The 24841-nt window shown below is 60.4% G+C and carries 28 protein-coding genes and 2 pseudogenes; 9 read left to right on the forward strand and 21 right to left on the reverse strand.

Translation table 11 applies throughout. The annotated features are described in order from the left end of the window. Nucleotides 1–218: 218 nt before the first annotated feature. The 5 genes from MUN79_RS03105 to bshC form a co-directional block, all read right to left on the reverse strand. A complete protein-coding gene (locus tag MUN79_RS03105; protein ID WP_244676341.1) occupies nucleotides 219–440 on the reverse strand; it encodes an ExbD/TolR family protein in 222 nt (73 codons plus the stop codon). Nucleotides 441–454: 14 nt separating this feature from the next. Continuing rightward, on the reverse strand, nucleotides 455–952 hold the full coding sequence (locus MUN79_RS03110; protein WP_244676342.1) for a biopolymer transporter ExbD: 498 nt from the start codon (nucleotides 950–952) through the stop codon (nucleotides 455–457). Nucleotides 953–1034: 82 nt separating this feature from the next. Beyond that, nucleotides 1035–1613, reverse strand: coding sequence for a 5-formyltetrahydrofolate cyclo-ligase (locus MUN79_RS03115; RefSeq protein WP_244676343.1), 579 nt, complete (start codon nucleotides 1611–1613; stop codon nucleotides 1035–1037). 39 nt (nucleotides 1614–1652) lie between these two features. After that, nucleotides 1653–2525, reverse strand: coding sequence for a carboxypeptidase-like regulatory domain-containing protein (locus MUN79_RS03120; RefSeq protein ID WP_244676344.1), 873 nt, complete (start codon nucleotides 2523–2525; stop codon nucleotides 1653–1655). Between the two features lie 109 nt (nucleotides 2526–2634). After that, nucleotides 2635–4215 (reverse strand): bacillithiol biosynthesis cysteine-adding enzyme BshC, encoded by a 1581-nt coding sequence (bshC, locus tag MUN79_RS03125; protein WP_244676345.1) that lies wholly within the window; start codon nucleotides 4213–4215, stop codon nucleotides 2635–2637. 151 nt (nucleotides 4216–4366) lie between these two features. On the opposite strand from bshC, the gene MUN79_RS03130 reads away from it, so the two are divergent. Beyond that, complete coding sequence (locus MUN79_RS03130; protein WP_244676346.1) at nucleotides 4367–4582, forward strand: hypothetical protein; 216 nt, start codon at nucleotides 4367–4369, stop codon at nucleotides 4580–4582. 39 nt (nucleotides 4583–4621) lie between these two features. Here MUN79_RS03130 and rimO read toward each other — a convergent pair whose 3' ends face one another. The 14 genes and pseudogenes from rimO to MUN79_RS03200 all read right to left on the reverse strand — a co-directional run bounded on the left by rimO (nucleotide 4622) and on the right by MUN79_RS03200 (nucleotide 12094). Continuing rightward, on the reverse strand, nucleotides 4622–5935 hold the full coding sequence (gene rimO, locus MUN79_RS03135; protein WP_244676347.1) for a 30S ribosomal protein S12 methylthiotransferase RimO: 1314 nt from the start codon (nucleotides 5933–5935) through the stop codon (nucleotides 4622–4624). Nucleotides 5936–6109: 174 nt separating this feature from the next. Then, on the reverse strand, nucleotides 6110–6502 hold the full coding sequence (locus tag MUN79_RS03140) for a hypothetical protein (RefSeq protein ID WP_244676348.1): 393 nt from the start codon (nucleotides 6500–6502) through the stop codon (nucleotides 6110–6112). Next, nucleotides 6475–6615: a hypothetical protein gene (locus MUN79_RS03145; protein ID WP_244676349.1), complete on the reverse strand. Its 141-nt coding sequence runs from the start codon at nucleotides 6613–6615 to the stop codon at nucleotides 6475–6477. Before MUN79_RS03145 ends, MUN79_RS03140 begins: the two co-directional genes overlap by 28 nt. Before the next feature lie 8 nt (nucleotides 6616–6623). Continuing rightward, nucleotides 6624–7241, reverse strand: coding sequence for an acyltransferase family protein (locus MUN79_RS03150; protein WP_244676350.1), 618 nt, complete (start codon nucleotides 7239–7241; stop codon nucleotides 6624–6626). 95 nt (nucleotides 7242–7336) lie between these two features. Further along, nucleotides 7337–7498 (reverse strand): hypothetical protein, encoded by a 162-nt coding sequence (locus MUN79_RS03155; RefSeq protein ID WP_244676351.1) that lies wholly within the window; start codon nucleotides 7496–7498, stop codon nucleotides 7337–7339. 56 nt (nucleotides 7499–7554) lie between these two features. Continuing rightward, nucleotides 7555–7971: a hypothetical protein gene (locus tag MUN79_RS03160; protein WP_244676352.1), complete on the reverse strand. Its 417-nt coding sequence runs from the start codon at nucleotides 7969–7971 to the stop codon at nucleotides 7555–7557. 175 nt (nucleotides 7972–8146) lie between these two features. Then, nucleotides 8147–9126, reverse strand: a pseudogene (ftsY, locus tag MUN79_RS03165) (signal recognition particle-docking protein FtsY). A gap of 195 nt (nucleotides 9127–9321) precedes the next feature. Beyond that, nucleotides 9322–9483 (reverse strand): DUF4295 domain-containing protein, encoded by a 162-nt coding sequence (locus tag MUN79_RS03170; protein ID WP_135395614.1) that lies wholly within the window; start codon nucleotides 9481–9483, stop codon nucleotides 9322–9324. Nucleotides 9484–9490: 7 nt separating this feature from the next. Continuing rightward, nucleotides 9491–9673, reverse strand: coding sequence for a 50S ribosomal protein L33 (rpmG, locus tag MUN79_RS03175; protein ID WP_100337992.1), 183 nt, complete (start codon nucleotides 9671–9673; stop codon nucleotides 9491–9493). Nucleotides 9674–9822: 149 nt separating this feature from the next. Continuing rightward, nucleotides 9823–10080, reverse strand: coding sequence for a M24 family metallopeptidase (locus MUN79_RS29825; protein ID WP_262922979.1), 258 nt, complete (start codon nucleotides 10078–10080; stop codon nucleotides 9823–9825). Then, a pseudogene (locus MUN79_RS03180) lies at nucleotides 10026–10540 on the reverse strand (M24 family metallopeptidase). Before MUN79_RS03180 ends, MUN79_RS29825 begins: the two are co-directional and overlap by 55 nt. A 353-nt stretch (nucleotides 10541–10893) precedes the next feature. Beyond that, nucleotides 10894–11478, reverse strand: coding sequence for an aminopeptidase P N-terminal domain-containing protein (locus MUN79_RS03190; protein WP_244676354.1), 585 nt, complete (start codon nucleotides 11476–11478; stop codon nucleotides 10894–10896). Between the two features lie 96 nt (nucleotides 11479–11574). Further along, nucleotides 11575–11814 carry a 50S ribosomal protein L28 gene (gene rpmB / locus MUN79_RS03195; protein WP_022825070.1) on the reverse strand — a complete coding sequence of 80 codons (240 nt, stop codon included), beginning with the start codon at nucleotides 11812–11814 and terminating at the stop codon, nucleotides 11575–11577. 97 nt (nucleotides 11815–11911) lie between these two features. Further along, nucleotides 11912–12094, reverse strand: coding sequence for a C1orf53 family protein (locus MUN79_RS03200; protein ID WP_244676355.1), 183 nt, complete (start codon nucleotides 12092–12094; stop codon nucleotides 11912–11914). Nucleotides 12095–12215: 121 nt separating this feature from the next. Here MUN79_RS03200 and MUN79_RS03205 point away from each other — a divergent pair, with 121 nt between their 5' ends. Continuing rightward, nucleotides 12216–12731: a DUF2314 domain-containing protein gene (locus MUN79_RS03205; protein ID WP_244676356.1), complete on the forward strand. Its 516-nt coding sequence runs from the start codon at nucleotides 12216–12218 to the stop codon at nucleotides 12729–12731. A gap of 11 nt (nucleotides 12732–12742) precedes the next feature. On the opposite strand, the gene MUN79_RS03210 is transcribed toward MUN79_RS03205, so the two are convergent. Together MUN79_RS03210 and MUN79_RS03215 are read right to left on the reverse strand one after the other, a co-directional pair. Continuing rightward, a complete protein-coding gene (locus tag MUN79_RS03210; RefSeq protein WP_244676357.1) occupies nucleotides 12743–13465 on the reverse strand; it encodes an LEA type 2 family protein in 723 nt (240 codons plus the stop codon). Further along, complete coding sequence (locus MUN79_RS03215; protein WP_244676358.1) at nucleotides 13462–13668, reverse strand: hypothetical protein; 207 nt, start codon at nucleotides 13666–13668, stop codon at nucleotides 13462–13464. The genes MUN79_RS03210 and MUN79_RS03215 overlap by 4 nt, the downstream gene beginning before the upstream one ends. Nucleotides 13669–13873: 205 nt before the next feature. On the opposite strand from MUN79_RS03215, the gene rocD reads away from it, so the two are divergent. The 7 genes from rocD to MUN79_RS03250 all read left to right on the forward strand — a co-directional run bounded on the left by rocD (nucleotide 13874) and on the right by MUN79_RS03250 (nucleotide 24759). Next, nucleotides 13874–15130 (forward strand): ornithine--oxo-acid transaminase, encoded by a 1257-nt coding sequence (gene rocD, locus MUN79_RS03220; protein ID WP_244676359.1) that lies wholly within the window; start codon nucleotides 13874–13876, stop codon nucleotides 15128–15130. A 65-nt stretch (nucleotides 15131–15195) separates the two neighbouring features. Further along, nucleotides 15196–16035, forward strand: coding sequence for a hypothetical protein (locus tag MUN79_RS03225; protein ID WP_244676360.1), 840 nt, complete (start codon nucleotides 15196–15198; stop codon nucleotides 16033–16035). Nucleotides 16036–16367: 332 nt separating this feature from the next. Further along, nucleotides 16368–17360, forward strand: coding sequence for a porphobilinogen synthase (gene hemB, locus MUN79_RS03230; RefSeq protein WP_244676361.1), 993 nt, complete (start codon nucleotides 16368–16370; stop codon nucleotides 17358–17360). A gap of 269 nt (nucleotides 17361–17629) precedes the next feature. Then, nucleotides 17630–17944: a DUF8820 family protein gene (locus MUN79_RS03235; protein WP_244676362.1), complete on the forward strand. Its 315-nt coding sequence runs from the start codon at nucleotides 17630–17632 to the stop codon at nucleotides 17942–17944. 7 nt (nucleotides 17945–17951) lie between these two features. Further along, nucleotides 17952–18905, forward strand: coding sequence for a DUF6745 domain-containing protein (locus MUN79_RS03240; RefSeq protein WP_244676363.1), 954 nt, complete (start codon nucleotides 17952–17954; stop codon nucleotides 18903–18905). Nucleotides 18906–19010: 105 nt separating this feature from the next. Next, nucleotides 19011–20861 (forward strand): vWA domain-containing protein, encoded by a 1851-nt coding sequence (locus MUN79_RS03245; RefSeq protein WP_244676364.1) that lies wholly within the window; start codon nucleotides 19011–19013, stop codon nucleotides 20859–20861. 337 nt (nucleotides 20862–21198) lie between these two features. Continuing rightward, nucleotides 21199–24759 carry a PQQ-dependent sugar dehydrogenase gene (locus MUN79_RS03250; RefSeq protein ID WP_244676365.1) on the forward strand — a complete coding sequence of 1187 codons (3561 nt, stop codon included), beginning with the start codon at nucleotides 21199–21201 and terminating at the stop codon, nucleotides 24757–24759. The last annotated feature ends 82 nt before the right edge of the window (nucleotides 24760–24841 follow it).

Raw genomic sequence — 24841 nt, forward strand, 5'->3', positions numbered from 1 at the left:
ATCGACCAAGTCGCGGTACTTGGCGTCAGGACCCGGTTTTATTATTACTATAGTTCTGGGGTTTGCAGCCTTTTCTGCCAGCAATATCTGCCGCAATCCGGCAGAGCTAAGATTTGTGGTTCGCAGTTCGGTATCCTTACCGTCGTAACTATAAGCATCTCCCTTATAGTAGTGCACCTGGCTGTTCTTACCAAGAATCAATGTCGTAACATCCAAACTCAACAGCCCCCGCAGTGGCTCTCGCCTGAATCATACTTAGGTTTTACCGGCATCGTCAACTGCATCACCGTCGGCTTCACAAAGTCGGCGGCCAGTAGAAAGAACGTGACCAGCAGAAAACCCAGCCCCACCATCGGGGTCATATCTGGGTGCAGGATGCGGCGAAAGTTGCGCCGGGCGGAGCGCAGACCAGGCGCTGGAGTCGGTTGGGAGGTAGCCATGATACAAGGAGAGTTTATAAGCCGTTCTGCCGGAGCAGCGCGTAATCAAGCTTGTGCAGATCCACCACCGCGTACTTTTTCTGGTCGGTGATGTTCATCTCATCCAGGGCGTCCACTAAGTCGCGGTACTTGGCGCCGGGCCCGGGCTTGATGAGGATAACGACCCGGGGATTGTTGTAACGGGCTTCCAGCAAGACGCGCCGCAGGCCCGAGTAGCCATTATGAATGGTCTGTAACTTAGGCAATTCTCCTGAATAGTAACCGCCCCGGTAATAATGAATCTGGCGCTGCCGGCCGAGCAGCAGCGTAAGGCCGTCGTGCGCTGAAAATTTCTGAATGTACTCTTTATGATTCTGGGAGGGCATCGTCAGCTGTAGCACCGTCTGCTTTGCCGCTTTGGAGGTCAGCAGCAAAAGCACGGCCAGCACCAGGCTCACACAGACTATAGGCGTCAAATCCAGGGGCCGAATATTGCGGCGACGGCTGGAACGGATAGAAGATGGGGTAGTCATAGGGCGCGAGGGTTCGTAACCGGACCCTCAGGCAACGCTCCCCCACGGCCGTTTGTTGTTCCCGCCCCAGGCCCGGTCAGCGCTACCGCTCGAAGTGCCACACCCGGGTGGGCGTCACGCAGGCGTGCAGGCGCACGTCGCCTTCCCAGGCATCGGCTATGCGCAGCACGGGGTCTTCCAGCGAGAGGCCGATGAGCAGCACGTCGGGGCGGCACTGCTGCAGAAACCGGTCGTAGAAGCCTTTGCCGTAGCCCACGCGGTTGCCGGCTTCGTCGAAGGCCAGCAGGGGCAGCAGCACGGCATCCAGCTCGTAGGGCGCTACTTCCTCGGCATTCAGGGGCTCGGGCACGTCCCAGGCATTTTCCACCAGCTCGGTTTGGGGCGTGAGCAGGTAATGACGCAGGGAAAGTCCGTCTTCCTGCATGACCGGCACCACAATGCGCACGGCGGGAAACTCCCGCCAGAAGCGGCGAATAATGGCCCAGGTATCCAGCTCGCGCTGCCGCTGAATGGGTAGAAACACGTGCACCGTTTCCAGCTTAGTCAGGTCGGTTTCCTTGAACAGCTGAGCGGCTACCTGCTGGCTGCGGGTTGCCAGTTCCAGGTCCGACATAGCCCGCCGCCACGTCAACATCTGCCGCCGCAGGTCACTTTTCAACATAAACGCAGGTATAAGCTTGAAAGAAATGGTAGAGCCAGGCTAGTCCTGGGCGGTTACGTAAAAGCTGATTTTGGGCTGCATGCCCGCCAGATATGCTCCTACCGAAGTTCGCTCCCAGCTGGCCTGGCTGGTTTCGCGCAGATAAAAATCGTTGTTGGCGTAGCCCAGGCCCGCCACAAAGGCCAGCTGCGACTGAACCTTGGCATTGGCCGGACCTTTAATCCACTCCAGAGCCAGCATAAAGTCCTCGTCCAGAATCAGCTGGTCGGGCGTGAGGTCCACGGTGATGGTGCCTTTCTCGATGCCGGAGGTGACGATGACGTCGCGCCGCAGCAGCTTTTCCTGCGAGGGCCGGCCGTTGGGCAGCAGCCGGTAGATATTCACCCGGAACGTGAGCGGGCCGCTGTGGTTGTAGGCCACGTTGAAGTTGGCATTGATAACGCGGGTGGGCTTGCGGCTAAGGTTGATAACCGAGCCGATTTCCGTACCCAGGTCGTTCGACGACATATTCAGCGTGCCGCTGGCGTCGGGGTTGCGGAACCCCAGAGTGCGGGTGCGCTTGTACATTCCCTTGGCTTTTACCTTCACTTCGCGCAGCACCACAGCCTCGGGGCTCAGCTCCACGGCGGGCTGCTGCCGTAGCTCCTGTACCCGCAGCAGCCGCGGCCGGAATCCCAGGCTGGATATGCGCACGGTATCAGTGGGCTGGGCCTCGGCCAAGTTTAGCCGGTATGTGCCTTGCTCGTCGGCCACCGTGCCCACGCCCTTGTGCAGCACCCCGATGTTGACGTAGGGCACCGGCTCGTGGGTGTTGGCGTCGCGGATGGTGCCAGTAATGGCTTGAGCCCGGCCCGTAAGCGTAGCCAGCAGAGCCGGTAGCAGCAGGATAAAGCGAAGTGAATACTGGGGCATAACTGGATGAAACCTGGGCTAACTGGATAAAAAGAGGAGCAATATAAAGCAGAACAGGCGCACCCGGAGCTTCCGGGTGCGCCTACCACGCAAATACTTAGAGTCGAAGCTACGCCTCTTCCACAATGGCAAACTCGAGGGCCAGCGGCTCGAAGCTCTCCAGCAGCTGGTTGATAAACTGCGGGTTGTTGATCAGAATAGACAGCACGTTGTCGACGCGCTCCTGCAGGTCGCCGCCGGGAAACAGCTTTTCCTTGACGGCCGTGAGCTGGGAGTAGGCCGTGTCATGCTTGGCTTCGGCGGCTTTGCTCAGGCGCTTTTCCAGGCCGGCCAGGCCCCCGGCCGTTTTCTGGGCTTCGGCGGCCACGGTTTTCACCAGGGTCGGGTCGAGGCGCTGGGCCAGCTCGGTTACCTGCTGAAAGGCGGCGGCAATGGCCTGCTGCTGCTCCCGCAGGCTGATTTCTTCCTGGCCTAGGGTAGCACCCACCTGCTTTTTGAGCTCGGGCAGGGGCCGGAAAATGTCGGCGGGTGTGAGGCCCAGCTTGCGCAGCTTGCCGGCGTGGGCCTTGCCCAGGTACAGAGCCGAGTTGCGCAACAGCAGCATCGGAAACGGCACCTGGTTGTCACTGAATACCTGCTTGAGCTGAAACCAGTAAGCTACTTCCGCCCCGCCGCCGATGTAGCACAGGTTGGGCAGCAGAATCTCCTGGTACAGAGGCCGCAGCACTACATTCGGGCTAAAACACTCGGGCCGGGTGCGGGCCAGCTCCAGCAGCTCGTTCTGGGTGTAGCACAGGTCGGTATTGCGGATGGCGTAACAGTCGCCGTCCTGCTCGATTCGCTCCCGCTTGCCTTCCGAGGTCAGGAAAAACAGGTTGAGGGGCCGCGAATACACTTGGGGTTTGTAGCCGGCCGCTTCGAGCTGGGCGTTGGTGGTCTGCACGGCTTGGTTGGAAGCCTGCTCCCGGATTTCGTGCTCCAGCACCGGCACCAGGGCCTGCTTCAGCGCGGCACTGTCGCCATCGATGCTTACCAGCCCGTATTCGCCAAACAGGGCGTGCACTAGGCGGCGGGTGGCTTCGGTGAGGGTACCGCCGGCCTCGTAGGCCTCGCGGAAAGCGGCGGGCACATCGGCGGGCAGCTGGTCGAGAATCTGCTCCGAGAGGCCGTCCAGCGCCATCCGGCCCACCGGACCGCCCACTTGGGCGGACTGCCACTCGTGCTTTTTGCCGAAGAGGTGAAAGTGGTTGATTTCGGCGAAGTCGTGGTCTTCGGTAGCCATCCAGTACACCGGCACGAAGTCGCACTGCGGGTACTGCTGCTTGAGCTGCCGGCTCAGCTTGAGCGTGCTTACAATCTTGTAAATAAAGTAGAGCGGACCGGTGAGCAGATTGAGCTGGTGGCCAGTGGTGACGGTAAAGGTCGTATCTAGGCTGAGCAGCTCCAGGTTGGCTGCCACAGCCGGATTCACGTCGGGCAGACTTTGGTACTGCTCCCGCAGGGCTGCTACCAGGCGCTGCCGGGCCTCGGGCGAGTAGGCCGCCTGCTTTTCCGTTATCTGGGCCCCGAACTCCTCCAGCCGCGGAAACCGGTGGTAGTAGGGCTGCAGCTCAGGTTTCTGGCTTATGTAATCGGCGAGAAAGGACGAAAAGGCGCCCGTGGCGGCGTAGCTAAGATGATGCAGGGGCATATCGGCAGGGAGAAGTCAATTGGCGGTGCAAGGTCCGGAAAAAAAGTACAGCGAAGCCGCAAGTTCCGGCGCTACCGGGCGCACCTCGCAGCACGTTTTGCTGTTGACAAGGCTTTACGTCCGTCTTGAATAGAGGTCAAACCACGTCCGCATGAATCTGTTTCAGCTCCTGGGCCTGTGGCTGCTTATTGTGCTGCCCCTGCCCTGGATATACACCCTGCTTTATATACAACGGGGCGAATTTCCCGGGCGCTGGGAAAAGCGCCGCTGGTTTCATACCGTACTCACTCAGCCAGTTATCGGCCTGGTGCTCTACTGGACCAAGGGGCATCGCCGGAGAAGGTCTAAACGAAAAAAAGCTGCCTGAACGGGCAGCTTTTTTCTTTATCAGGTTCTACTGAAGGCGCTATACCAGCTTGCCGTACAGGTCGAAGTCGGAAGCATCGGTGATTTGCACGTTGGCAAAGCCGCCGAGCGACACGTAGGTATCGGGCGTGGCCGGCACCAGCACTTCGTTGTCGACCTCGGGCGAGTCGAATTCGGTACGGCCCACGTAGTAGCCACTTTCCTTGCGGTCAAACAGTACTTTGTAAACGTTGCCGACTTTCTGCTCGTTGAGCTCCATCGAAATGCCCTGCTGCAGCTCCATAATCTGGTCGGCGCGGTCCTGCTTTACTTCGGCGGGCACATTGTCTTCCAGCGTGTAGGAGTGGGTGTTGTCCTCGTGCGAGTAGGTAAAGATGCCCAGGCGTTCAAACTTGGTTTGCTCCACGAAGTCGTAAAGCTCCTCGAAATCCTGCTGGGTTTCGCCGGGGTGACCGGCAATCAGCGTGGTGCGCAAGGCAATGTCGGGCACGCGCTGCCGGATGGTGTCCACCAGCTCCACCGTGCGGCGCTTGCTAATGCCGCGGCGCATGGTCTTGAGCATATTGTCGCTGATATGCTGCAGGGGCATATCCAGGTACTTGCAGATGTTGGGGCGCTCCATCATCACGTCCAGGGCGTCCAGCGGAAACTGCGACGGGTAGGCGTATTGCAGCCGGATCCAGTCGATGCCGTTTACGTCGGAAAGGTTGCGCAAGAGGTCGGCCAGCTTCCGCTCCCCATACTTCTCCAGGCCGTAGTAGGTCAAATCCTGGGCAATGAGAATCAGCTCCTTGGTGCCCATCGAGGCCAAGCGCTTGGCTTCCTTCACCAGGTCTTCGATGGTGCGGTCTACGTGCTTGCCGCGCATCAGCGGGATGGCGCAGAACGAGCAGGGCCGGTTGCAGCCTTCGGCAATTTTGAAGTAAGCGTAGTGCCGGGGCGTGGTAATAAGCCGCTCGCCCACCAACTCGTGCTTGTAGTCGGCCTCCAGGGTTTTCATCAGCTGGGGCAGCTCCAGGGTGCCGAAGTAGGCATCGACCTGCGGAATTTCTACCTCCAGGTCGTCCTTGTAGCGCTGCGAGAGGCAGCCCGTCACGTAGAGCTTATCCAGGCGGCCGGCTTCCTTCTCGTCGGCGTAGCGCAGGATGGTGTCGATGCTTTCCTGCTTGGCGTTGTCGATAAAGCCGCAGGTGTTGATAATCACGATGTTGGCGTCGCTCTTGTCGGCCTCGTGGGTTACCTGGAAGTTATTGGCCTGCAATTGTCCCATCAGCACCTCCGAATCGACGAGGTTTTTGGAACAGCCCAGGGTAATGACGTTGACTTTATTGGCCAGCTGGCTTCTTACTTTCATGCGAATGAGATAAGCGGGTAGTCGGGCAATTTCTTAGCAGTGAGAAGCTTGCCCTCTTTTCACCCACGACGAATTTCGGACCGCAAAGGTACGAACTCGGCAACGCCTTTTCCTACTCGGATTGTTCCTTTTCCCAGGCAAGCTCCAGCCAAACCTACAAGCCCCGCCCACCGGTCAGCACGCCGTACGCGCCCGGCAACAGGCGGCGCAGCCCGGCCCCAGCACCACGGCCAGCGCCACCACGGCCAGGGGCAGCAGCAAGTACACCAGCAGGTTCTGCCCGGGCCACTGCCGCAGGGCCGCTTCCGTGGCGTAGTTTACCAACGGCACGTGCAGGACATAAATCATAAAAGAAAAGCCAGTAAGCCAGACAAACCACCGTTGCCGCATGGCCCCGCGCACCAGGGCATCGGTGCCAAACCACATGACGACCACGCCCAGGGCCTCGCTGGCCCGATGCAGCAGCAGCATCGGAATAAAGGGCGGGTGGTCGGAGGCAAAGGCCAGGTAGGTTTTCAGGGCCAGCACCGCCAGCCAGATTACCGCCAGCCACCCGGCCGCAGCCAACGGGGCGGCGTGAGCAGGTTCACGTTGCGCTTTTGCAGCCAGATTCCCAGGGCAAAGAATACCAGCCCGGTGCCCTCCAGCAGCGGCGGCACGCTGATTTCGAGCAGCCACAACAGCCCGGCTACGCCAAAGTAAAGTTGTGGGGCCGCCAGCACAGCCTTGCGCAGCCACGGGTAGACCAGGTTATATACCAGCAGGCTGCGCAGAAACCAGAGCTGAAAGGGTACCGGCAGCAGCAGCCAGCGCAGCAGCAACTCCCCGGACTGTACCCACTCACCAGCGGATTATCGGGCCCGAAAACGCTCAGCTCGGCGGCCAGCACCAGTTGCCGGGTTGGCGCATACTGCTCCAGAGCCCAGGTCAGGCCCAGCCCGAAGGCACTCCAGAGCAGGTAAGGCACCAGCAGCGTCTGCACCCGGCGCTTCACCCGCACCGGGTGCGGGGCCCGGGTATCGTGCAGGGCAAACAGGTAGCCGGAAATGGCAAACAGAATCGGGATGCGGAAGCGCAGCAGCCCGTTGGCCAATAAATACTGCAGAAAAGTACTCACCGACAGCGCTTCATCTACCGGCGTCCAGGGCTGCAGGTAGCGGGAGTGCAGATTGTAGGCGTGCACGTATACCAGCAGCACCATAGCCGCCAACGACCAGAACCGCAGCTTCTGGCTAAGAAAAGAATTGAGGCGGGCAGGCCCGGCGGCGGGCACCGCCGGAGCGGAAGTTTCGTAGGCAATCTGCATACTTCTCCAGATGCGGCCACCGCTAAATCGGTTGTCTGCTTGCGCCCTGACTGCCCTAACATATTTGGGTGATGCTAGCTCCGCTGCAAGGAGCTCTACGGGTGCTTTTCAGCTACTTGCTCGTGCTTGACAATGAGGGCCTGCATCAGCTGCTGGGCTGCTACCAGCACGGGGCCGCCCAGGGCGTCCTGCCACAGCGTATCAAAGGGGGCCTGCCCGAAGTGCAGGCCGGAAGGCGTGAGCAGGTTGAGGCGCACCTGCCCTTGGCCCGGCGCGGCGGGCCGGGCCTCTTCCCAGGGCCCAATCTGCGTGGCTACCTGCTGCCCGGCCCCAGCAAGGCCCTAATGAGCGGCGCCAGCGAATCGTCGGGATTTTCCCACACCACACCGGCTCCGCTGTAGTTATAGTAGCGCGCCGAACCGTCGGCGTAGGCAGCCAATAGGTCCAGGCCCTGCTCCAGGCTTACTTCCACCACTACGCCTAGCACCTGTTTCGCCGTGTCGGCTGGAGGCGTCACGCCCAGCTCCCGCAGGGCCTGCCAGGCCTGCAAGTAGTGCCTCGATTCCAGCCCGGCCGTGGCCAGCACCCGCCGCAGGGCCTGCTCGGCAGTTACCGCGTCCTGCTGCGCTTGGGCCTGCTGCGCCGCCGCAAACCACGACCAAGGCTCTACTGTGCGTAGGTCTGAATCAGAAGCGGGCCACTGCGCCATTGGCAGGTCGCCGAACAGCACTTCGCGGATACAGGCTGGCGGTGGAGCCGGTGCCAGAGCCTGAGTTGGGGATGCCCCGTGAGTTTATTAAGGAGTTGCCGAAGGCCCATAGCGTAGAAATAAGTAGCCGGGCCAAGATAACGCAAAAGCGCCACCGCGGTAGGCGGTGGCGCTTTTGGTTAGGCTGCTGGTCAGCTTACTTCTTTGAAAAGAGGGAGTTGACGTAGGTATGACGGTCAAACAGCTGCAGATCGGTCATCTTCTCGCCCACCCCGATGTAGCGCACCGGAATGTTAAACTGGTCGGAGATGCCGATTACCACGCCGCCCTTGGCCGTGCCGTCGAGCTTGGTGATGGCCAGGGCCGAAACCTCAGTGGCTTTGGTAAACTCCTTGGCCTGCAGAAAGGCGTTCTGCCCCGTGCTGCCATCGAGTACCAACAATACCTCGTGGGGTGCATCCGGAATCACCTTCTGCATCACCCGCTTGATCTTGCTGAGCTCGTTCATCAGGTTCACCTTGTTGTGCAAACGGCCGGCCGTGTCAATAATGACCACGTCGGCACCCATTTCCACGCCTTTCTGCACTGCATCGTAGGCCACGGAAGCAGGGTCGGTGTTCATGCCGTGCGAAATAACCGGTACGCCCACGCGCTGCCCCAGATAATGAGCTGGTCAACGGCAGCGGCCCGGAAGGTATCGGCGGCACCGAGCACTACTTTCTTACCGGCCGAGTGGAAACGGTGGGCCAGCTTGCCGATGGTCGTGGTTTTGCCCACGCCATTCACGCCCACCACCATAATTACGAAGGGCTGCCCGTTGTTGTCGGCGCGGTCCAGGATGGCCCGGGAGCCGGTAGCGCCGCTGTTAGCATCGAGCAGGCCGGCAATTTCCTCCCGCAGGATGCGGTCCAGTTCGCCGGTGCTTACGTACTTGTCGCGGGCTACGCGCTTCTCGATGCGGTCAATGACCTTCACCGTGGTTTCGATGCCCACGTCGGCGTGTACCAGTACGCTTTCCAGGTCGTCGAGCACGGCTTCGTCCACAGTAGCTTTACCCACCACGGCCTTGCTGAGCTGCTCGAAAAAGCTGGTTTTGGATTTCTCCAGCCCTTTATCCAGCGACTCCTGCTGCTCCTTGTTCTCCTTGTCTTTCTTAAAGAAATCGAAAAGTCCCATTCAATAGTGCTTGATGCTTAGTTGTTGGCGCTTAGTCGCGCAACCGCCGCGAAGCGGGTGCAAGGTTGCTTTTTATCTGCGGTTCAGCACTAAGCCCGAGCCAGCAAGCACGCGCAACAAATCCTTATACACGCAAAAAAGTCCCACGGCGGCGGGACTTCTTCACTTCATTCAGCTATGCCCGAAGGCACTGAATTACTTCGTGCCGGAGGCAATGTACTCTTGTACTTTGTCAACGGGGACCATCTCCTCGCGGAAGGTGTAAGCGCCGGTTTTGGGCGACTTTACAGCGCGGATGACCTTTGCCCAGTCTTTGCCGCCTGCTACTTTCAGGGTTGCTACTACTTTCTTAGCCATCGCTCAATTACTTGATTTCCTTGTGGACGGTCATTTTCTTGAGCACGGGGTTGAACTTCTTCAACTCAACACGCTCAGGCGTATTCTTACGGTTCTTGGTGGTAATGTAGCGCGAGGTGCCCGGCATACCCGAGTTCTTGTGCTCGGTGCACTCCAGGATTACCTGCACCCGGTTTCCTTTCTTAGCCATCTCGACTTGGGGTTTTGGATTAAGGACTGCAAAGGTACAAGTGTTTTCGGAATTGTCAAACCGTCAGCCAAATAGTAGCATAGATTTTTCCGATTTTAAATCAAAACCAGCAATTACACCCAAAAATTCCCGTATTCGCTCAGCAGCAGTTACTTCAAAACGGGCAGCTTGAAATTGTCCAGTACGCTGGATTTGGCCATGGCACTCTCGATTTCGGCTATCGTGCGCGGGGCCCCGGCCGACAGATTTTCGTAGCCCGAGCTGGTAATCAGGATGTCATCTTCGATGCGCACGCCGATGTTCCACCATTTCGGGTCGCAGGGGCTATTGGCCGGGATGTAGATGCCAGGCTCTACGGTAATGACCACGCCCGGCCGCAAGGGCTGGTAAGTGCCCCGGTCGTGCACGTCGAGGCCCAGGTAGTGACTGGTGCCGTGGGGAAGTACTTACGGGCCTCCGCCGCGTCCTTGATGATTCCCAACTTGATGAGGCCGTCGTTGATAACCTGCTGGGCGGCTTTGTGTGGCCCCTGAAACTCGCTGCCAGGCTTGCACTCTTTGAAAGCCGCGTCTTGAGCCGCCAAAACCAGCTCGTAGATCTGACGCTGGGCCGGGGAGAACTTACCGCTGGGTGGGGCCGTGCGGGTCACGTCGGCCGAGTAGCCGTGATATTCGGCCCCGCAGTCCATCAGAATCAGGTCGTTGCCGAGGCGGGGCTTGTCGTTGGTTTCGTAGTGCAGGATGCAGCCGTTGGCCCGGCTCCCACAATGCTAGGGTAGCCCTCAAACTCGGCGCCGTAGGTGCGGTACACATACTCGTGGATGCCTTGCACGGCATTTTCCGACATATCGGGGCGTAGGGCTTTCATGACTTCCAGCTGCCCGGTAGCTGAAATCTGGACGGCGCGACGCAGCAGCTTCAGCTCTTCCGGCGTCTTGATTTCGCGCAGCTTACCCAGCTCATCACCTAGGGTAGCGCCGTCGTAGCGGCCGGCGGCCGGCTTGTTGGCCACAGCTTTCTGCCGCTCGGCGTCGGTAGTGGCTTTGCGGTAAGCCTGGATGTACGGATCGGCGGCTACGGCAGGCAGGGCCTTGCTCTGGGCCTCAATATAGGGCAGCAAATTGGCCGCATTGGTCAGGCCGGCCCGCTCAATCAGGCTGCGCAACTCACTTACGGCCGGGCTGTAATCGGCCGGTATGCCCGCTAGCCGGCGGAAGTCAGCTACGAGGTTGTAGAGGTCGGCCGGGTCCCGGGGTTCGTCGCGCACATCGGTGGGCAAGTCCAGGAAGAGCACCTGACCGAAGTCGGCCCACTTAATACCCGACTCAGCAAAAGCTTTGTTGTCGGCCGTGTATTGCAGCTTGAGTTGCTGCTTTGCCCTTCGGCCCCGAGGCGGCGGCCGGTCCAAGACTCGCGCTGCGGGTCGCGGGGTTGGGTAAACAGGGCCTCCGTGACGCCACTCTGACCGCCGATGGTCTGAGGTTCCTTGAAGAGGACCAGCACGGCGTGGGGCTCGGTATAGCCCGTCAGGTAGTAGAAATCCGGATCCTGGTGGTAAATAAAGTCCACATCATTGGCCCGGTTGCGGACGGGAGCCGCAAAAAAAACGGCAACGGAGCGAGCCGGCAGCGCTTGGCGCAGCAGCTCTCTCCGTTGCCGGTGAAATGCGGGGTCCAGAAAATCAGTGGGACGTTCGGCAGCGGCAGGTCGCTGAGCGCGAACTTCCGACGTGAGGCCAGCCAGCGAAACCGTCAGTGCGACAGTTAGGAATACCCGGGGCGATTTTAATAGAAGCGAATAGAGCATACGTACGGGAAAGACTCCGAACTGCCCGGCACGTTGCGTACGGGGTCAATTCAGCGCATTTCGCCGTAAGTTAGTACTCCAGGCTTCCGAAAAAACCTAGTAAACGATGAAGCCCTGCTCTTTAGCCTTCTTCAGGACTGACATGATGCCGTTCTTGTTGATGGTGCGGATAGTGCTGGTAGCTACTTTCAACGTAACCCAAGAATCCTCTTCAGGGATGTAGAAGCGCTTCTTCTGCAGGTTCGGGTAGAACTTGCGCTTGGTTTTGTTGTTGGCGTGCGAAACGTTGTTGCCTACGCGGGTACGCTTGCCGGTCAGATCACAAACTCGTGCCATGATATCGAGGGACTTAGAGGTTTCAATGCTGGAAAAAGGGACGCAAATATCGGTATTTGTACGATAGTATCAAACCGGTGCGCTGAAAAATAAGCGGTTAGCCCTGCTTCGGAGTCTTTGGAGCAGCCTTGCCGGCCCGGGAAAAACCCCACGGACAGTGCCGACAGCCGCTTTTACAGCAAAATCCGCGGCGTAAATGATATTGTTCAGTAAAGACCATAAAACCTTCCGGGGTAAGATAATAGTCGCCCGGCTGCAGGGGTTGCGGTTGGAGTGCCATACGCCGGCAAGTTACACCCAAAAGGCCGGGGGTGCTGCTTAAGCCGGGACCAGCTGGCCAAAACGCCGCCGGTTTCGTACCTTAGAAGGCCCGGCAGAATCAGACTTTGGCCGGCCGTTTTATGTCTACTTATCAAGCTGTCGTTCTTGCGCTGCTTCTGCTGCCGGGCTTTGAAACCGAAGCCTGGGCGCAGCAAGCTGCCCCGGATAAACCGGTAGCACCGGCTCCTATTCCCGAGGCGGGCTCAGTAGGCGCGGCTCAGTCTATGGCCTTGTTCGACCAGCTTATTGCCAAGCCTATGCAGGAAGCCCTACGGACCCTGCCCCAGGCCAAGAAGAGGTTCCAAGCCGGCCTCGAGCCGGGTGAAACGTTCTACCTGACAACCCGCGTGGTAGACGCCGACGGCACATTTGAGCAAGTCTTCGTGCAGGTAAAGCAGTGGGAAGACACCTACGTGCAGGGCACCATTGCCAATACTCTGCAGACCGTGCACGACTACACCACCGGCCAGACCCTGGAATTTACGACCAAGGCCGTGTACGATTGGACCATCGTGCGGGCCGATGGCTCGGAGGAGGGCAACTACGTAGGCAAGTTTCTCGACATTCAGAACCGGCTGGACCGGCTGGGCGAGTAAGTTGGCGGAGGTTATTCTTTACCCTTCTTCGGGATGTTCTTCAGATCCTGCAGGGTGCCGTTGCTGTTGAAGTTCATCGTCATGTCCTTGGGGTTGTTTTTGCCGGCCGCTACCACCACGTGACCATCCAGTTTGTAGGGCGTTTTCTCGGCTTTGAAGAGGGTTTTAAAGGCCACTTTGGGCATGCCTTTCGGTTCGAAGCGCACGTGAATCGGCATCATCTCGGTGCCCTTTTCCCGGAACGACACGTCCTTTTCTTCCACGCCCTGCACCTGCATATCGTCACTGATGCTGAAGTTGTATTTCACCTGCCGGATGGTAAAGGGAAACGGGTTGTAGTTGGTAATTTTCAGTGTCACGGTGGCCTCGCCGTTCTTGAGCCCCAGGTCTTCAATGTCCACGTCAGCCACCTCGATTTTGGGCATTTTGGGCACGTACACGCGCTTGGTAACTTCCACCGGAATCTTCTGGGAACCGGCTACGGGTAGGGTGGTAAACAGGGTCATGACCATCTGCACGTCGACGCAGTCCTGCTGGCTGGTCTTGATCTTGTCCTTAACCTTGCTCAAATCCACGGACATGGGCACGCTCAGGCGGCTGACCGAGTCGCCGTGGAGCACGGTAGCCTTGTCCTTGGCGCCGTGGGCTAGCTCGGTGCCATCCACCTTGGTCACGTAGCTGAAGCTGTCGACTTTGAGCGTAATGGGCATGTTGTTGCGCAGATCCACCTTCATCTGGGCCTGCAGCTCGTCGGGGTGATGTTGCCCACCGTCATGGTGGCGTTTTCGAGGGTGGGCAGCAGCTCTTTGCCTTTGTCGGCCAAGACTTCCTTGCCCTTGTCGGAGCGGAAGTACAAGTAGGCGCCGGCGCCGAGCAGCACGAGCACGAGGAGAATCCAGAGGCCGGTATGTCGGCGGGGAGAGGAGTGGGTAGCCATGATTAAGGGAATACAGGATGAAACACGGCAACTGAAGCTCAACAACAACTTATTGAAATCCAACCATATATATTTTAACCTTACGTAGTCCGGCCGTTTGTTTGTTATAGCCGAGCTTCCTCATTTCACGTCGTCAACGCCTTGCGGGCTTTTGCGTAGTTTTGGGCTAGCTGAATCTGCTTTCTTGGCTTAACTCTCTCCCACTATGCACGCTACCCCCACCCAATCCGCCCCCACGACCAGCCGCAGCCAGGAGCTGATGGCCCTCGAAGACCGTTACGGAGCCCACAATTACCACCCCTTGCCCGTGGTGCTAAGCCGGGGAGAAGGCGTGCACGTGTGGGATGTCGACGGCAAGCAGTATTTCGACTTTCTCTCGGCTTACTCAGCTGTAAACCAGGGACATTGCCACCCGCGTATTGTGGGTGCCATGGTAGAGCAGGCCCAGAAGCTGACCCTGACCTCGCGCGCCTTTTTCAACGACCAGCTGGGTCCGGCCGAAAAGCAGCTCTGTGAGCTGTTTGGCTACGACAAGGCCCTGCTGATGAACTCGGGCGCCGAAGCCGTAGAAACCGCCCTAAAGCTAGCCCGCAAGTGGGGCTACCAGGAAAAAGGCATAGCGCCCAACCAGGCCCGCATTTTGGTAGCCGAGCACAACTTCCACGGCCGCACCACCGGCATCATTTCCTTCAGCACCGATGCCGACAGCACTGGCGGTTTTGGACCCTACATGCCTGGCTATCAGGTGGTACCCTACGACGACCTGGCCGCCCTGGAAGAAGCCCTGAAGGACCCGCACGTCTGCGGCTTTTTGGTGGAGCCCATTCAGGGCGAGGCCGGCGTAATGGTGCCTGCCGACGGCTATTTGGCCCACGCCCACGCCTTATGCAAGCAGCACAATGTGTTGTTCATTGCCGACGAAATCCAGACCGGACTGGGCCGCACCGGTGAGCTGCTGGCCGTCTGCTACGAAGGCGTGCACGCCGACATCCTGATTCTGGGCAAGGCCTTGTCGGGCGGCACAATGCCGGTGTCGGCGGTGCTGGCCTCGGATGCCATTATGCTCACGATTCAGCCCGGGCAGCACGGCTCCACGTTTGGCGGTAACCCGCTGGCCTGCGTGGTGCTGCGTGCTGCCCTCGACGTATTGCACGACGAGCACCTGATCAGCAATTCCAAGGTCCAGGGCGAAGTATTCCGCGAAAGAATGCGCCGCGTGATGGCCAAACGCCCCGAAGTGGTGGAGCTGGTACGCGGCAAGGGCTTGCTCAACGCGGTGGTTATCAAGCCCGCTGCCGACGGCCGCACCGCCTGGGACGTGTGCGTGAGCCTGATGGAGCGGGGCCTGCTGGCCAAGCCCACCCACGGCGACATTATCCGCTTTGCCCCGCCCTTGGTTATTACCGAGGAGCAGATGCACGAGGCCTGCGACATTATCGAAGAGGTGATTCTGGCTTTCTAAGCCCGAGCGTTTTTCTAAAACCCGAGCGGACCGCCTTACCTTGGCGGTCCGCTTATTTTTTGCCGATGAAAGTAAATTCCGGAATTCGAGTACTAGTGCTGGCCATGACGCTATTGACTGGCTGCCGTAGTGAGAAAGTAGCTTTTCAATTTCGGCCGCCCGCGCCCGTAGCTGCCGTTGCGCCTAGCCCTACGGCTACTCCAGCAGCGCCAGAATCAGGAGCGCCAACTCCCCAGGCCCAGGCTGCCGTAGCAGCGCCAAAAGCTCCCGAGCAGCGCCTAGTTAGCCGGGCAGTAGCGGCAGCTCCCGCCCGCAAAGGCCGGCCTTTGCTGCGCCGGGCCCGCGCGGAAGCGCAAAGCATCCGGGCCTGGCAGAAGGCTCATAAGCCCCGGCGCGCTACCGACGACGGCGAAGCCGACGTGCTGCACGTGGTGCTGGGCTCCCTGCTGATTATCGGCGGCATCATCCTGGGCCTGCTGCTGGGCGGCTGGCTGGGACTGGGCGTGGGGCGGCAGTGGTATTGCTGGGCTATTATTTCCTGGTTATGGGCTTTGGCGGGCCCCACGCCTGGCTGGAAATCTTCCAGGAGTTTTTCAACATGTAGCCTTGGTGCCGGCCAGAAACCAGTAGCCGCAGCCCGCGCACCCGAGTTGAGCGGTGCGCAGACTGCGGCTACTGGTTTCTGGTACGAAAGGGCGCTAGGAGTTGCTCTTGCCTTTCTTGGCGCCGCCGCTGTGGCCTTCCCGGCTGGGTTTATTCTCGCCGCGGGTGTTATCGGCACCGCCGGCTACGGGACCTTCCTGGGGGCCGCTGGGCTGGCCGGCTACTCCGGGAGCTTTCTTGCCGGTTTCGCCACTGTTGGGGTGCTGGGGAGTTTGCTTGCTGTCTTTCATGGCTTCAAGTAGAAGAGGTGATAAATAGAGCAGAGAGGTGCGAACACCTGGGCTGTTTTTACGGCCAATCCGGAAGCAGGGACACGAAAAATTTGGTGGTTTTCAGTAGCGTTGAGCTTCATTATGAGCTTATTGCAGAGCTTCCACTGCGCTACCTGTTGGCAATAGCACTTGTGCTGATCTTGCTATACCTCTTCTTTCCAGCGTAGCCTGCACGCTGCGGCCAGGGCGAGGCGCATTTCGCAGCTGCGGCAGGATTAACGGCCGGAAGTAATTCCGCTTGATTCCGCAACCTTACCTTTGCCGGCGTTGTTTTGCCCGGTTGAATCTTCCCAAACGTATCCATGGCCATTCTCCCCACACACCGCCCTCGGCGCAACCGCAAGTCTGAAGTCATCCGCAACATGGTGCAGGAAACCAACCTGACCACCCACGACTTCATCTACCCGGTTTTCCTGATTGAGGGCCAAAATCAAACGCTGGAAGTAAGCTCGATGCCGGGCATTCACCGCTTCACCGCCGACCGCCTAATCGACGAAATCGGGCAGGCCGTGGAGCTGGGTATCAAGGCCTTTGCTCCCTTTCCCAGCATCAACGACTCCCTGAAAGACCGCCTGGCTAAGGAATCGGCCAACCCCGAGGGCCTCTACCTGAAAACCGTGGCCGACATCAAACGGCAGTTCCCCGACGTGGTGATTATGACCGACGTGGCCATGGACCCCTACTCCAGCGACGGGCACGACGGCGTGGTAGATGCCGAATCGGGCGAAATCCTCAACGACGCTTCCCTGGAAGTGCTGGGTCAGATGGCCCTGGCCCAGGCCCGCGCTGGCGCCGACATCATCGGCCCTTCGGACATGATGGATGGCCGCGTAGCCTGGATACGGGATATCCTGGACCGCAACGCCTTCAGCCACGTGAGCATCATGAGCTACACGGCCAAGTACGCCTCGGCTTTCTACGGCCCCTTCCGCGACGCTCTGGACTCGGCCCCCAAGAAAGGCGACAAGAAAAGCTACCAGATGAACCCGGCCAACAAGCGCGAGGCCCTACGCGAGTTGGCCCTCGACGAGCAGGAAGGCGCCGACATGGTAATGGTGAAGCCTGCTCTGAGCTACCTTGACGTGATTCACGTGGTAAAGGAAAAAACCCACCTGCCCGTTACGGCCTACAACGTCTCGGGCGAGTACGCCATGATTAAGGCCGCCGCCCGCAACGGCTGGGTTGACGGGGAGAAAACCATGATGGAAGTGCTGCTCAGCATCAAGCGGGCCGGCGCCGACGCCATCCTGACCTATTTTGCTAAGGAAGCGGCCGAAGTGCTGCGCCGCGGCTAAACTCCATTTTACTGCCCGCTTTTTTAGAACGCACCACTGCTGGTGCGTTCTTTTTTTGCCCGGTCGGCAGCAAAAGCTGCTAAACGAAATGAGCCTGCCGCAAAACGCCTTTCCGGTTGAGCCAGTCGGATTTTTAGTCAAATCCGCCCACTCTTTTACTAAAATTATTAGTACAAAATGATGTCAATTGCTTGCATATTAAACCCAAAAGCCCTAATATCGTAGAAAGAATATCTAACCTACTTTACCATCTTTTTTAGCAAAATACTATGACTCAGACCAGTTCATTGTACCGGCATGGTGATGTACTTATTGGAGCCGTAGCTGTCCTGCCCACCGGGGCGGTGCCCCGGCCGGGGCTTGTGCTGGCTCATGGGGAGCATACTGGCCATTCTCACCGCATCCGTGAAACCAACGCCGCCAGCCTGTATGCCTACGGACACGAATTGTACCTAGTGGTTTCGGCCCCGACGGCCACGCTGATTCACGAGGAGCACCGGCCTATTGAGCTGCCGGTGGGCGTTTACCGGGTGTGGCAGCAGCGGGAGTACACGCCCTCGGCCATTCGCACCGTAGTAGACTAACTGCCTTATGTTCAGCATCAACGCCCGGGGTCGCCACCTGCGCCGCCCGGCTCCCGCAGCCCCGGAGCCAGCTGCTCCGGCGGCCCCCGTGCCTCCGACGCCCAGCATTGCCAGTGAGCCGACTGCTGCGTATGCCCGGGCTGCCGGGGTTGTGCGCACCACGCCCGAGGAAGCCCGGGCCCTGCTGCTCTCCGGCCGCATGCCCGACGAGCTGATTGTAAGCGGGGCGCTGCGGCTCAACGGGGAGCCGCGGCTCCGGGAGCTGCCCACGTTTTTGGAATGCACGCATTTGGAGGTAAACAATTGCCCCAACCTGGAGCTGTTTCCCGAGCGGCTCCGGGCCACGAGCGTGCAGGCTACGCGCACCGGCATCCGGGAGCTGACCGGCGACTGGCTGGTGCGGGAAACCGTGAACCTGAGCGACAATCCGCGCCTGCAGCGGCTGCCCGAGCGCCTGACGGCCAAGAGCTTATCCGTAGCCAACTGCCCCCAGCTGCTGCACCTGCCCGCCACCCTGCACCTGACCAACTGGGTGGAAGTAGCCGGTAGTGGTCTGACCAGCCTGCCCAGCGGCCTGAAGGTGAACATTCGCTGGCAGGGCACGGCCGTGGATGAGCGCACCGCCTTCCGCCCCGAAGACCTCAAAGCCGTCGAAATCCTGAACGTGCGCAACGTTACGCGGCGGCGGGTGCTGCTGGAACGCTTCGGCCTCGACCGGTTCATTGAGGAAGTGGGCGGCCTGATTATCGACCGTGACCGGGACGCGGGCGGGGAACGGCAGCTGCTCAGCATTCCGCTCGAAGATGACGAACCCATCGTGGCGTTGCGCGTGAAGTGCCCCTCCACAGCCCACTCCTACGTGCTACGGGTGCCGCCCCACGTGCGCACCTGCCGCCGGGCCGCCGCCTGGTTGGCCGGCTTCGAAAACGAGCACGACTATCGGCCCCTTATCGAAACCTAGGCCCGGGGCAAACTTCTGACTCTTAGACCTTTACCGGTGCCACTGACTTACCCGGGGACTACTCCACTCTAGTTTTAACCTTTCCAACCCTTAACCTATTCGCTTATGCAGATTACCCAGCAGCCTACCAGTCCGGTGCTCCTCGAAAACCTGGCCGACTCGACCAGCCTCCTGTTGAGCTTTCGGGAAGATGTTCCCAATCCGCAGCGCCGGCCGCTAAACGTAGCCCTGGTAATTGACCGCAGCGGCAGCATGGCCGGTGCCCCGTTGAAGCACGCCCTGAAAGCCGCCGCCGACTTCGTGGACCGCCTCACGGCCGAAGACCGGCTGAGCGTGGTAGTGTACGACGACGTGGTAAATACCCTGCTGGACGCCACGCTGGTCACCGACAAAGAAGCCATTAAGGCCCTGCTCAAAAGCGTGCGGGCCGGGGGTATTACCAACCTGAGCGGGGGCTGGCTGCGGGGCTGCGAGCTGGTAGCCAAGCACAAAACCGACAAGCACGTGAACCGCGTGCTGCTGCTCACCGACGGGCAGGCCAACCACGGCATCACCAACTCCGAAGTGCTGATAGCCACGGCCGGCAAAAAAGCCGAAGAGGGCATTACTACCACAACCTTGGGCTTCGGTGCCCACTTTGAGGAAGATCTGCTTATCGGTATGGCCCGCGCTGCCGGGGGCAACTTCTACTTTATTCAGTCCCTGGATGACGCGGCCGACGTGTTCGGCATCGAGCTGGATAGCCTCAAGGCCATTGCCGCCCAAAACTTGACAGTGACCCTCACCCCCATTGGTCAGGCCCAAATAGCGGATGTGCTGAGCCTGGCCCGGGTGGAGCCCCAGGATGGCGGCCGCCTGGTGCTGCAGCTCGGCGACGTGCACGAGAACGAAGACAAACTGCTGGGCCTGCAATTGCGCCTGCCAGCCCTGCCTACCGGCAGCCACCAGCTGCTGCACGTGGCCTACCGCGCCGACGCCATCCGGGCGGGCAGCATCGAGGCCATTGCCGGGGAGCACATTGTACAGATTACGGCCGGCAGCATCGAGGCCGTAGCCGCCGCCACCGACGGGGGCGTCACGATGGACTTGGCCCGCCTGCGCATTGCCCGCGACAAGGAGCACGCCGTGGATATGGCCGATGCCGGGCAGTACGCGGAAGCCGAGGCCCTACTCAAGCAACTGGTAGCCGACCTGACGGCCAAGGGCTTGCACGAGCACTTCGAAATTGCCGAGGAAATCGACCAGATCAACCACTACGCCCAGCGCATTGCCAGCCGCCACCTCGACAACGAGAGCCGCAAGGAGCTGCGCGACCAAGCCTTCCAGGGCCGCCGGGCCCGCGTCGACTTATCGGGCCGGGGTGTAAGCGTCGATCAGGCGGCCCATGCCCTGCCTGTAGTAACGGAGGCCGGCTCCGGCGTGGAGCTCGTCTGCTTCCGGGAAGGCGGCAAACTGCGCGTGCGGGTGTTGTCGCCGGGCTACGACGACTTAAACATCCAGTTTCCGCGGGCCATTCGGGCCGAGGGCGCGCACTACATTGTGGAGGAGCTGGAGCGCAGTACGGATGGCACTTTCTACCGGGCCAAGGGCAATATTACCCGCCTCGTGCGGCCGGGCGAAACCGACCCGCTGGCTGGCGGCCATTACGGTGGCTCGTCGCGCAGCCGCAGCACCAGCAGCGCCAGTTCCCGCCCGGCCAAGCCGGCTACGACCCTGGCCGATTTGGAAGAAACCGACACCATTGGCTCGGGCGTCCTGATTCAGTGCGTGAAAGACGGCAGCAAGCTGCGCGCCCGCGTGGTGAGCGACGGATTTGACCCCAACTGGAACATGCGTTTCCCCCGCGGCATCCGCGACGAAAGCACGCTGTTTGTGGTAGAACAGGTGAATACCGCCCCGGATGGCAAGTCCTACATTGCCAGCGGCGACATTAAGAAGTTTGTGCAAGCTACGTAGGCAACGGCGCTAAGCAGCTTACTCGGCTAACAGGACGTTCCGGCACCGGGACGTCCTGTTTTTTATGCCCTGACAATTGCTGGCCGCAGTGCGCCGCGACAATGACATAATCTTAACACCCTAAAACAGGACAAAGCCGGCGACCTTTCTTATCTTCATTAGGAATAGTGAATACTTGCTTTTTTAAGCTCAACACTAAGATTCTCTATTCTTTACGTTTTCCACTTGCTTACCCGCTCCTGTTTTTCCACTGCTGCCACCGGCCCAATGCCGGCGGAACTTCACCTACGGTAACGCCGCCTCAGTTCTATGTTCCACAACCTCTACCTGCTTTCCTATGAAAACACTTCTCCGTGTTGTGCGGCCCGCCGGCCGCCAGATCCGCCCCTCGACGGTTAGGCTACAAATGGCCCTGCTGCTACTGTTGCTGAGTTTGCTGGCCCTGACGGCCACGGCCCAAACCTTCTCGACCGGCTTCAACCAGGTACAGGTCACCAACGGCATCAGCAACCCCACGGTGCTGGCTTTCGCGCCCGACGGGCGCATTTTCGTGGGCGAGCAGGGTGGCGCCCTACGCGTCATCAAGAACGGTAGTCTGCTGGCCACGCCCTTTGTGCGGCTGAGCGTGAATTCGAGCGGGGAGCGGGGCCTGATTGGCATAGCCCTCGACCCGAACTTCAGCGCCAACGGCTATATCTATCTGTATTACACGGTCAGCACGGCGCCGGTGCGCAACCGCATCAGCCGCTTCACGGCCGCCGGCGACGTAGCCGTGGCGGGCAGTGAGGTAGTGGTGCTGGAGCTGGACCCGCTGAGCTCGGCCACCAACCACAACGGCGGGGCCATGAGCTTCGGACCCGACGGCAAGCTCTACGTGGCCATCGGCGAAAACGCCAACGGCAGCAACGCCCAGAACCTGGACACCTACCACGGCAAGTTTCTGCGCATCAACCCGGACGGTTCGGTGCCGGCCGGCAACCCCTTCCCAACTGGCTCCGAGCAGCGCCGCCGCGTGTGGAGCTACGGCCTGCGCAACCCCTATACCTTTGCTATTCATCCTACTACGGGCCGGATTTTTCTTAACGACGTAGGCCAGAATACTTGGGAGGAAATTGACGACGCTACTGCCGGGGGTCGCAACTTCGGCTGGCCCGCCACGGAAGGCGCTACCACGGCTGCCGGCGTGACCAGCCCCGTGTTCAGCTACCCCCACGGCACCGGCGACGGCCGGGGCTGCGCCATTACGGGCGGCACTTTTTTCAACCCGGTCAGCACCAACTACCCGGCTACCTACGCGGGCAAGTACTTCTACCAGGACTTGTGCAACCAGTGGATCAACTACATTGACCTCTCGGGCAGCACGCCGGTCCGCTCGGCCTTTGCCACAGCCCTGCCGGGCAACGCCGTGGGTCTCACCACCGGCCTCGACGGCAACCTGTACTACCTGAGCCGCAGCGCCGGAGCTTTGTACAAAGTGGTGTACACGCCTTCAACCAGCGCGCCCGTCATTACCGGGCAGCCCGCCAACGTGAGCGTAGCCCCGGGTCAGGCGACTTCGTTTCGGGTAACGGCCACCGGCACGGCCCCGCTGAGCTACCAGTGGCAGAAAAACGGCGTGAATATCACTGGTGCTACGGCCGCTACCTACACCATTGTCAGCGTAGCGGCGGCCGACGCCGGCCAGTACCGCGCCGTAGTAACCAATGCCGTGGGCACAGCTACCAGCACGGCCGCCACGCTAACCGTAACGGCCCCCAACACCGCTCCTACAGCTCAGATTCTCACCCCGGCCGAGGGCACGACCTACGTAGCTGGTACTACGTTCACCTTCTCGGGCGACGCTACCGACCCGGAGCAGGGCACCTTGCCGGCCAGCGCCTTTAGCTGGCGGGTCGACTTTCACCACGACACCCACGTGCACGACGGTACGGCCTTCAACCAGGGCCTCAAAACCGGCTCGTTTGCCATTCCCAACACCGGTGAAACGGCCGCCAACGTGTGGTACCGCCTCTATCTGACCGTGACGGACGCCGGCGGCCTGACCTCCACCGTGTTCCGCGACATTTACCCCCGCACCTCGGTGCTGAGCTTCGCCACCAACCCGGCCGGCCTGCGCCTCACCCTCGACGGGCAGCCGCTGATCACGCCCGCCACCGTGACTAGCGTGGAAGGCGTACTGCGGACTTTGGGCGTGGTAAGTCCGCAGACGGTGAACGGGGTTACCTACGAGTTTACGGGCTGGAGCAATGGCGGCGCGGCTACCCAAACCGGACCGACGCCGACTGAGGATGCTACTTACACGGCCAGCTTCCGGGTGGTACCCGCCAGCCAGGCCGTAACCAGCTTCACACTCTTCAATGCCGACACCGACCAGCCCATAGCCGGCTACGACCCGCTGCCGGCCGGAGCCACACTTAACCTGGCGACGTTACCCTCACGCAATCTGAACATTCGGGCCAATACCAACCCGGCCACCGTGGGCAGCGTGCGGTTTGCTTACGACGCCAATGCCAACTTCCGGACCGAAAACTCTGTGCCTTATGCCCTGGCCGGCGACAATGGCCCGACCGACTATCTGCCCTGGACGCCCACCGTGGGCAACCACACCCTGACGGCCACGCCCTACACTGCTACTGGCGCCACCGGCACGGCCGGTCAGGCCTTGACAGTAGCCTTTACCGTGACGGATGCCGCTCTGCGCACGCCCGAAAACCCAACGGGCACCGTGGCTGGCCTCAACTATGGCTATTACGAAGGCACCGACTGGAGCGTGCTGCCCAATTTTGCGGCCCTGACTCCGGCCAAAACCGGCTCGGTAACCGGCTTCGACCTGACTCCGCGCACCCGGGATGAGAACTTCGCCTTCCGCTATACCGGCTACGTGCGGGTGCCCGCCGACGGGGTGTACACGTTCTACACCACCTCCGACGACGGCAGCCAGCTCTTCATTGGCAACCAGCTGGTCGTGAATAACGACGGGCTGCACGGCGCCGCCGAAAAGTCGGGCACGATTGGGCTGCGGGCGGGAGTACACGCCATTACGGTCACCTTCTTTGAGCGCACGGGGGCCGAAGTACTGAGCGTGAGCTATGCTGGTCCGGGCTTGGCCAAGCAGGTTGTACCCGGCACGGCATTGTCGCGGCTGGGCAGTGCGCCGGCGCCGGCTGCCGTGTACCTGTCGGATCTGAGCTGGGTTTCGGCCAGCAGTGGCTGGGGACCGGTGGAGCGCGACGGTAGCAATGGGGAGCAAGACCCTTCTGACAGCAAAACCATTAGCCTGGGCGGGGTAACGTATGCCAAAGGCTTGGGGGTACATGCGGCTTCCGAAATCGTGTACGCCCTGGGTGGCAGCTACAGCCGTTTCCTGAGCGACATGGGCGTGGATGATGAAGTCGGCAACAACGGCAGCGTGAAGTTTCAGGTGTATCTGGACGGCGTTCTGACCTACGAAAGCGGTGTGCTGACGGGCAGCTCCGCCACGGGCCGCCTCGACCTGAACGTAAGTGGCAGCAGTGAGCTGCGCCTGGTCGTCACCAACGGCGGCAACGACAACGGCTACGACCACGCCGACTGGGCCGGGGCCCGGCTGCTGCCCGCCACGGCGGCCCAGCCAGCACTACGTGCCACCACCAAGCTGGCCAACCCTGTACTTTTTAGTCTCTACCCCAACCCGGCCCACTCGTTCGTGACCGTGGACCTGCAGCTTTCTGAAGCCCAGGAAGTGCGCGTAACGGTGCTCGACGCGCTGGGCCGGCAGCTGCTTGCCACTACCCAGCCGGCTACTGTGGGCCGGTCGGAGTTGCGCCTGCCCCTGGAAAAACTGGCTCCGGGCGTGTACCTGGTAACGGTGCAGGCCGGTGGTAGCAGTAGCACCCAGCGCCTAGTGGTATCGGAATAGCACAGTCAGTTTTCTTACAAAAGCTCAACAGGGCGGGTCCGCTGGATTCGCCCTGTTTTGCCGCCCGGGCAATGTGGAGGCT

Source organism: Hymenobacter cellulosilyticus (genome assembly GCF_022919215.1).
Taxonomy (GTDB): Bacteria; Bacteroidota; Bacteroidia; order Cytophagales; family Hymenobacteraceae; genus Hymenobacter; species Hymenobacter cellulosilyticus.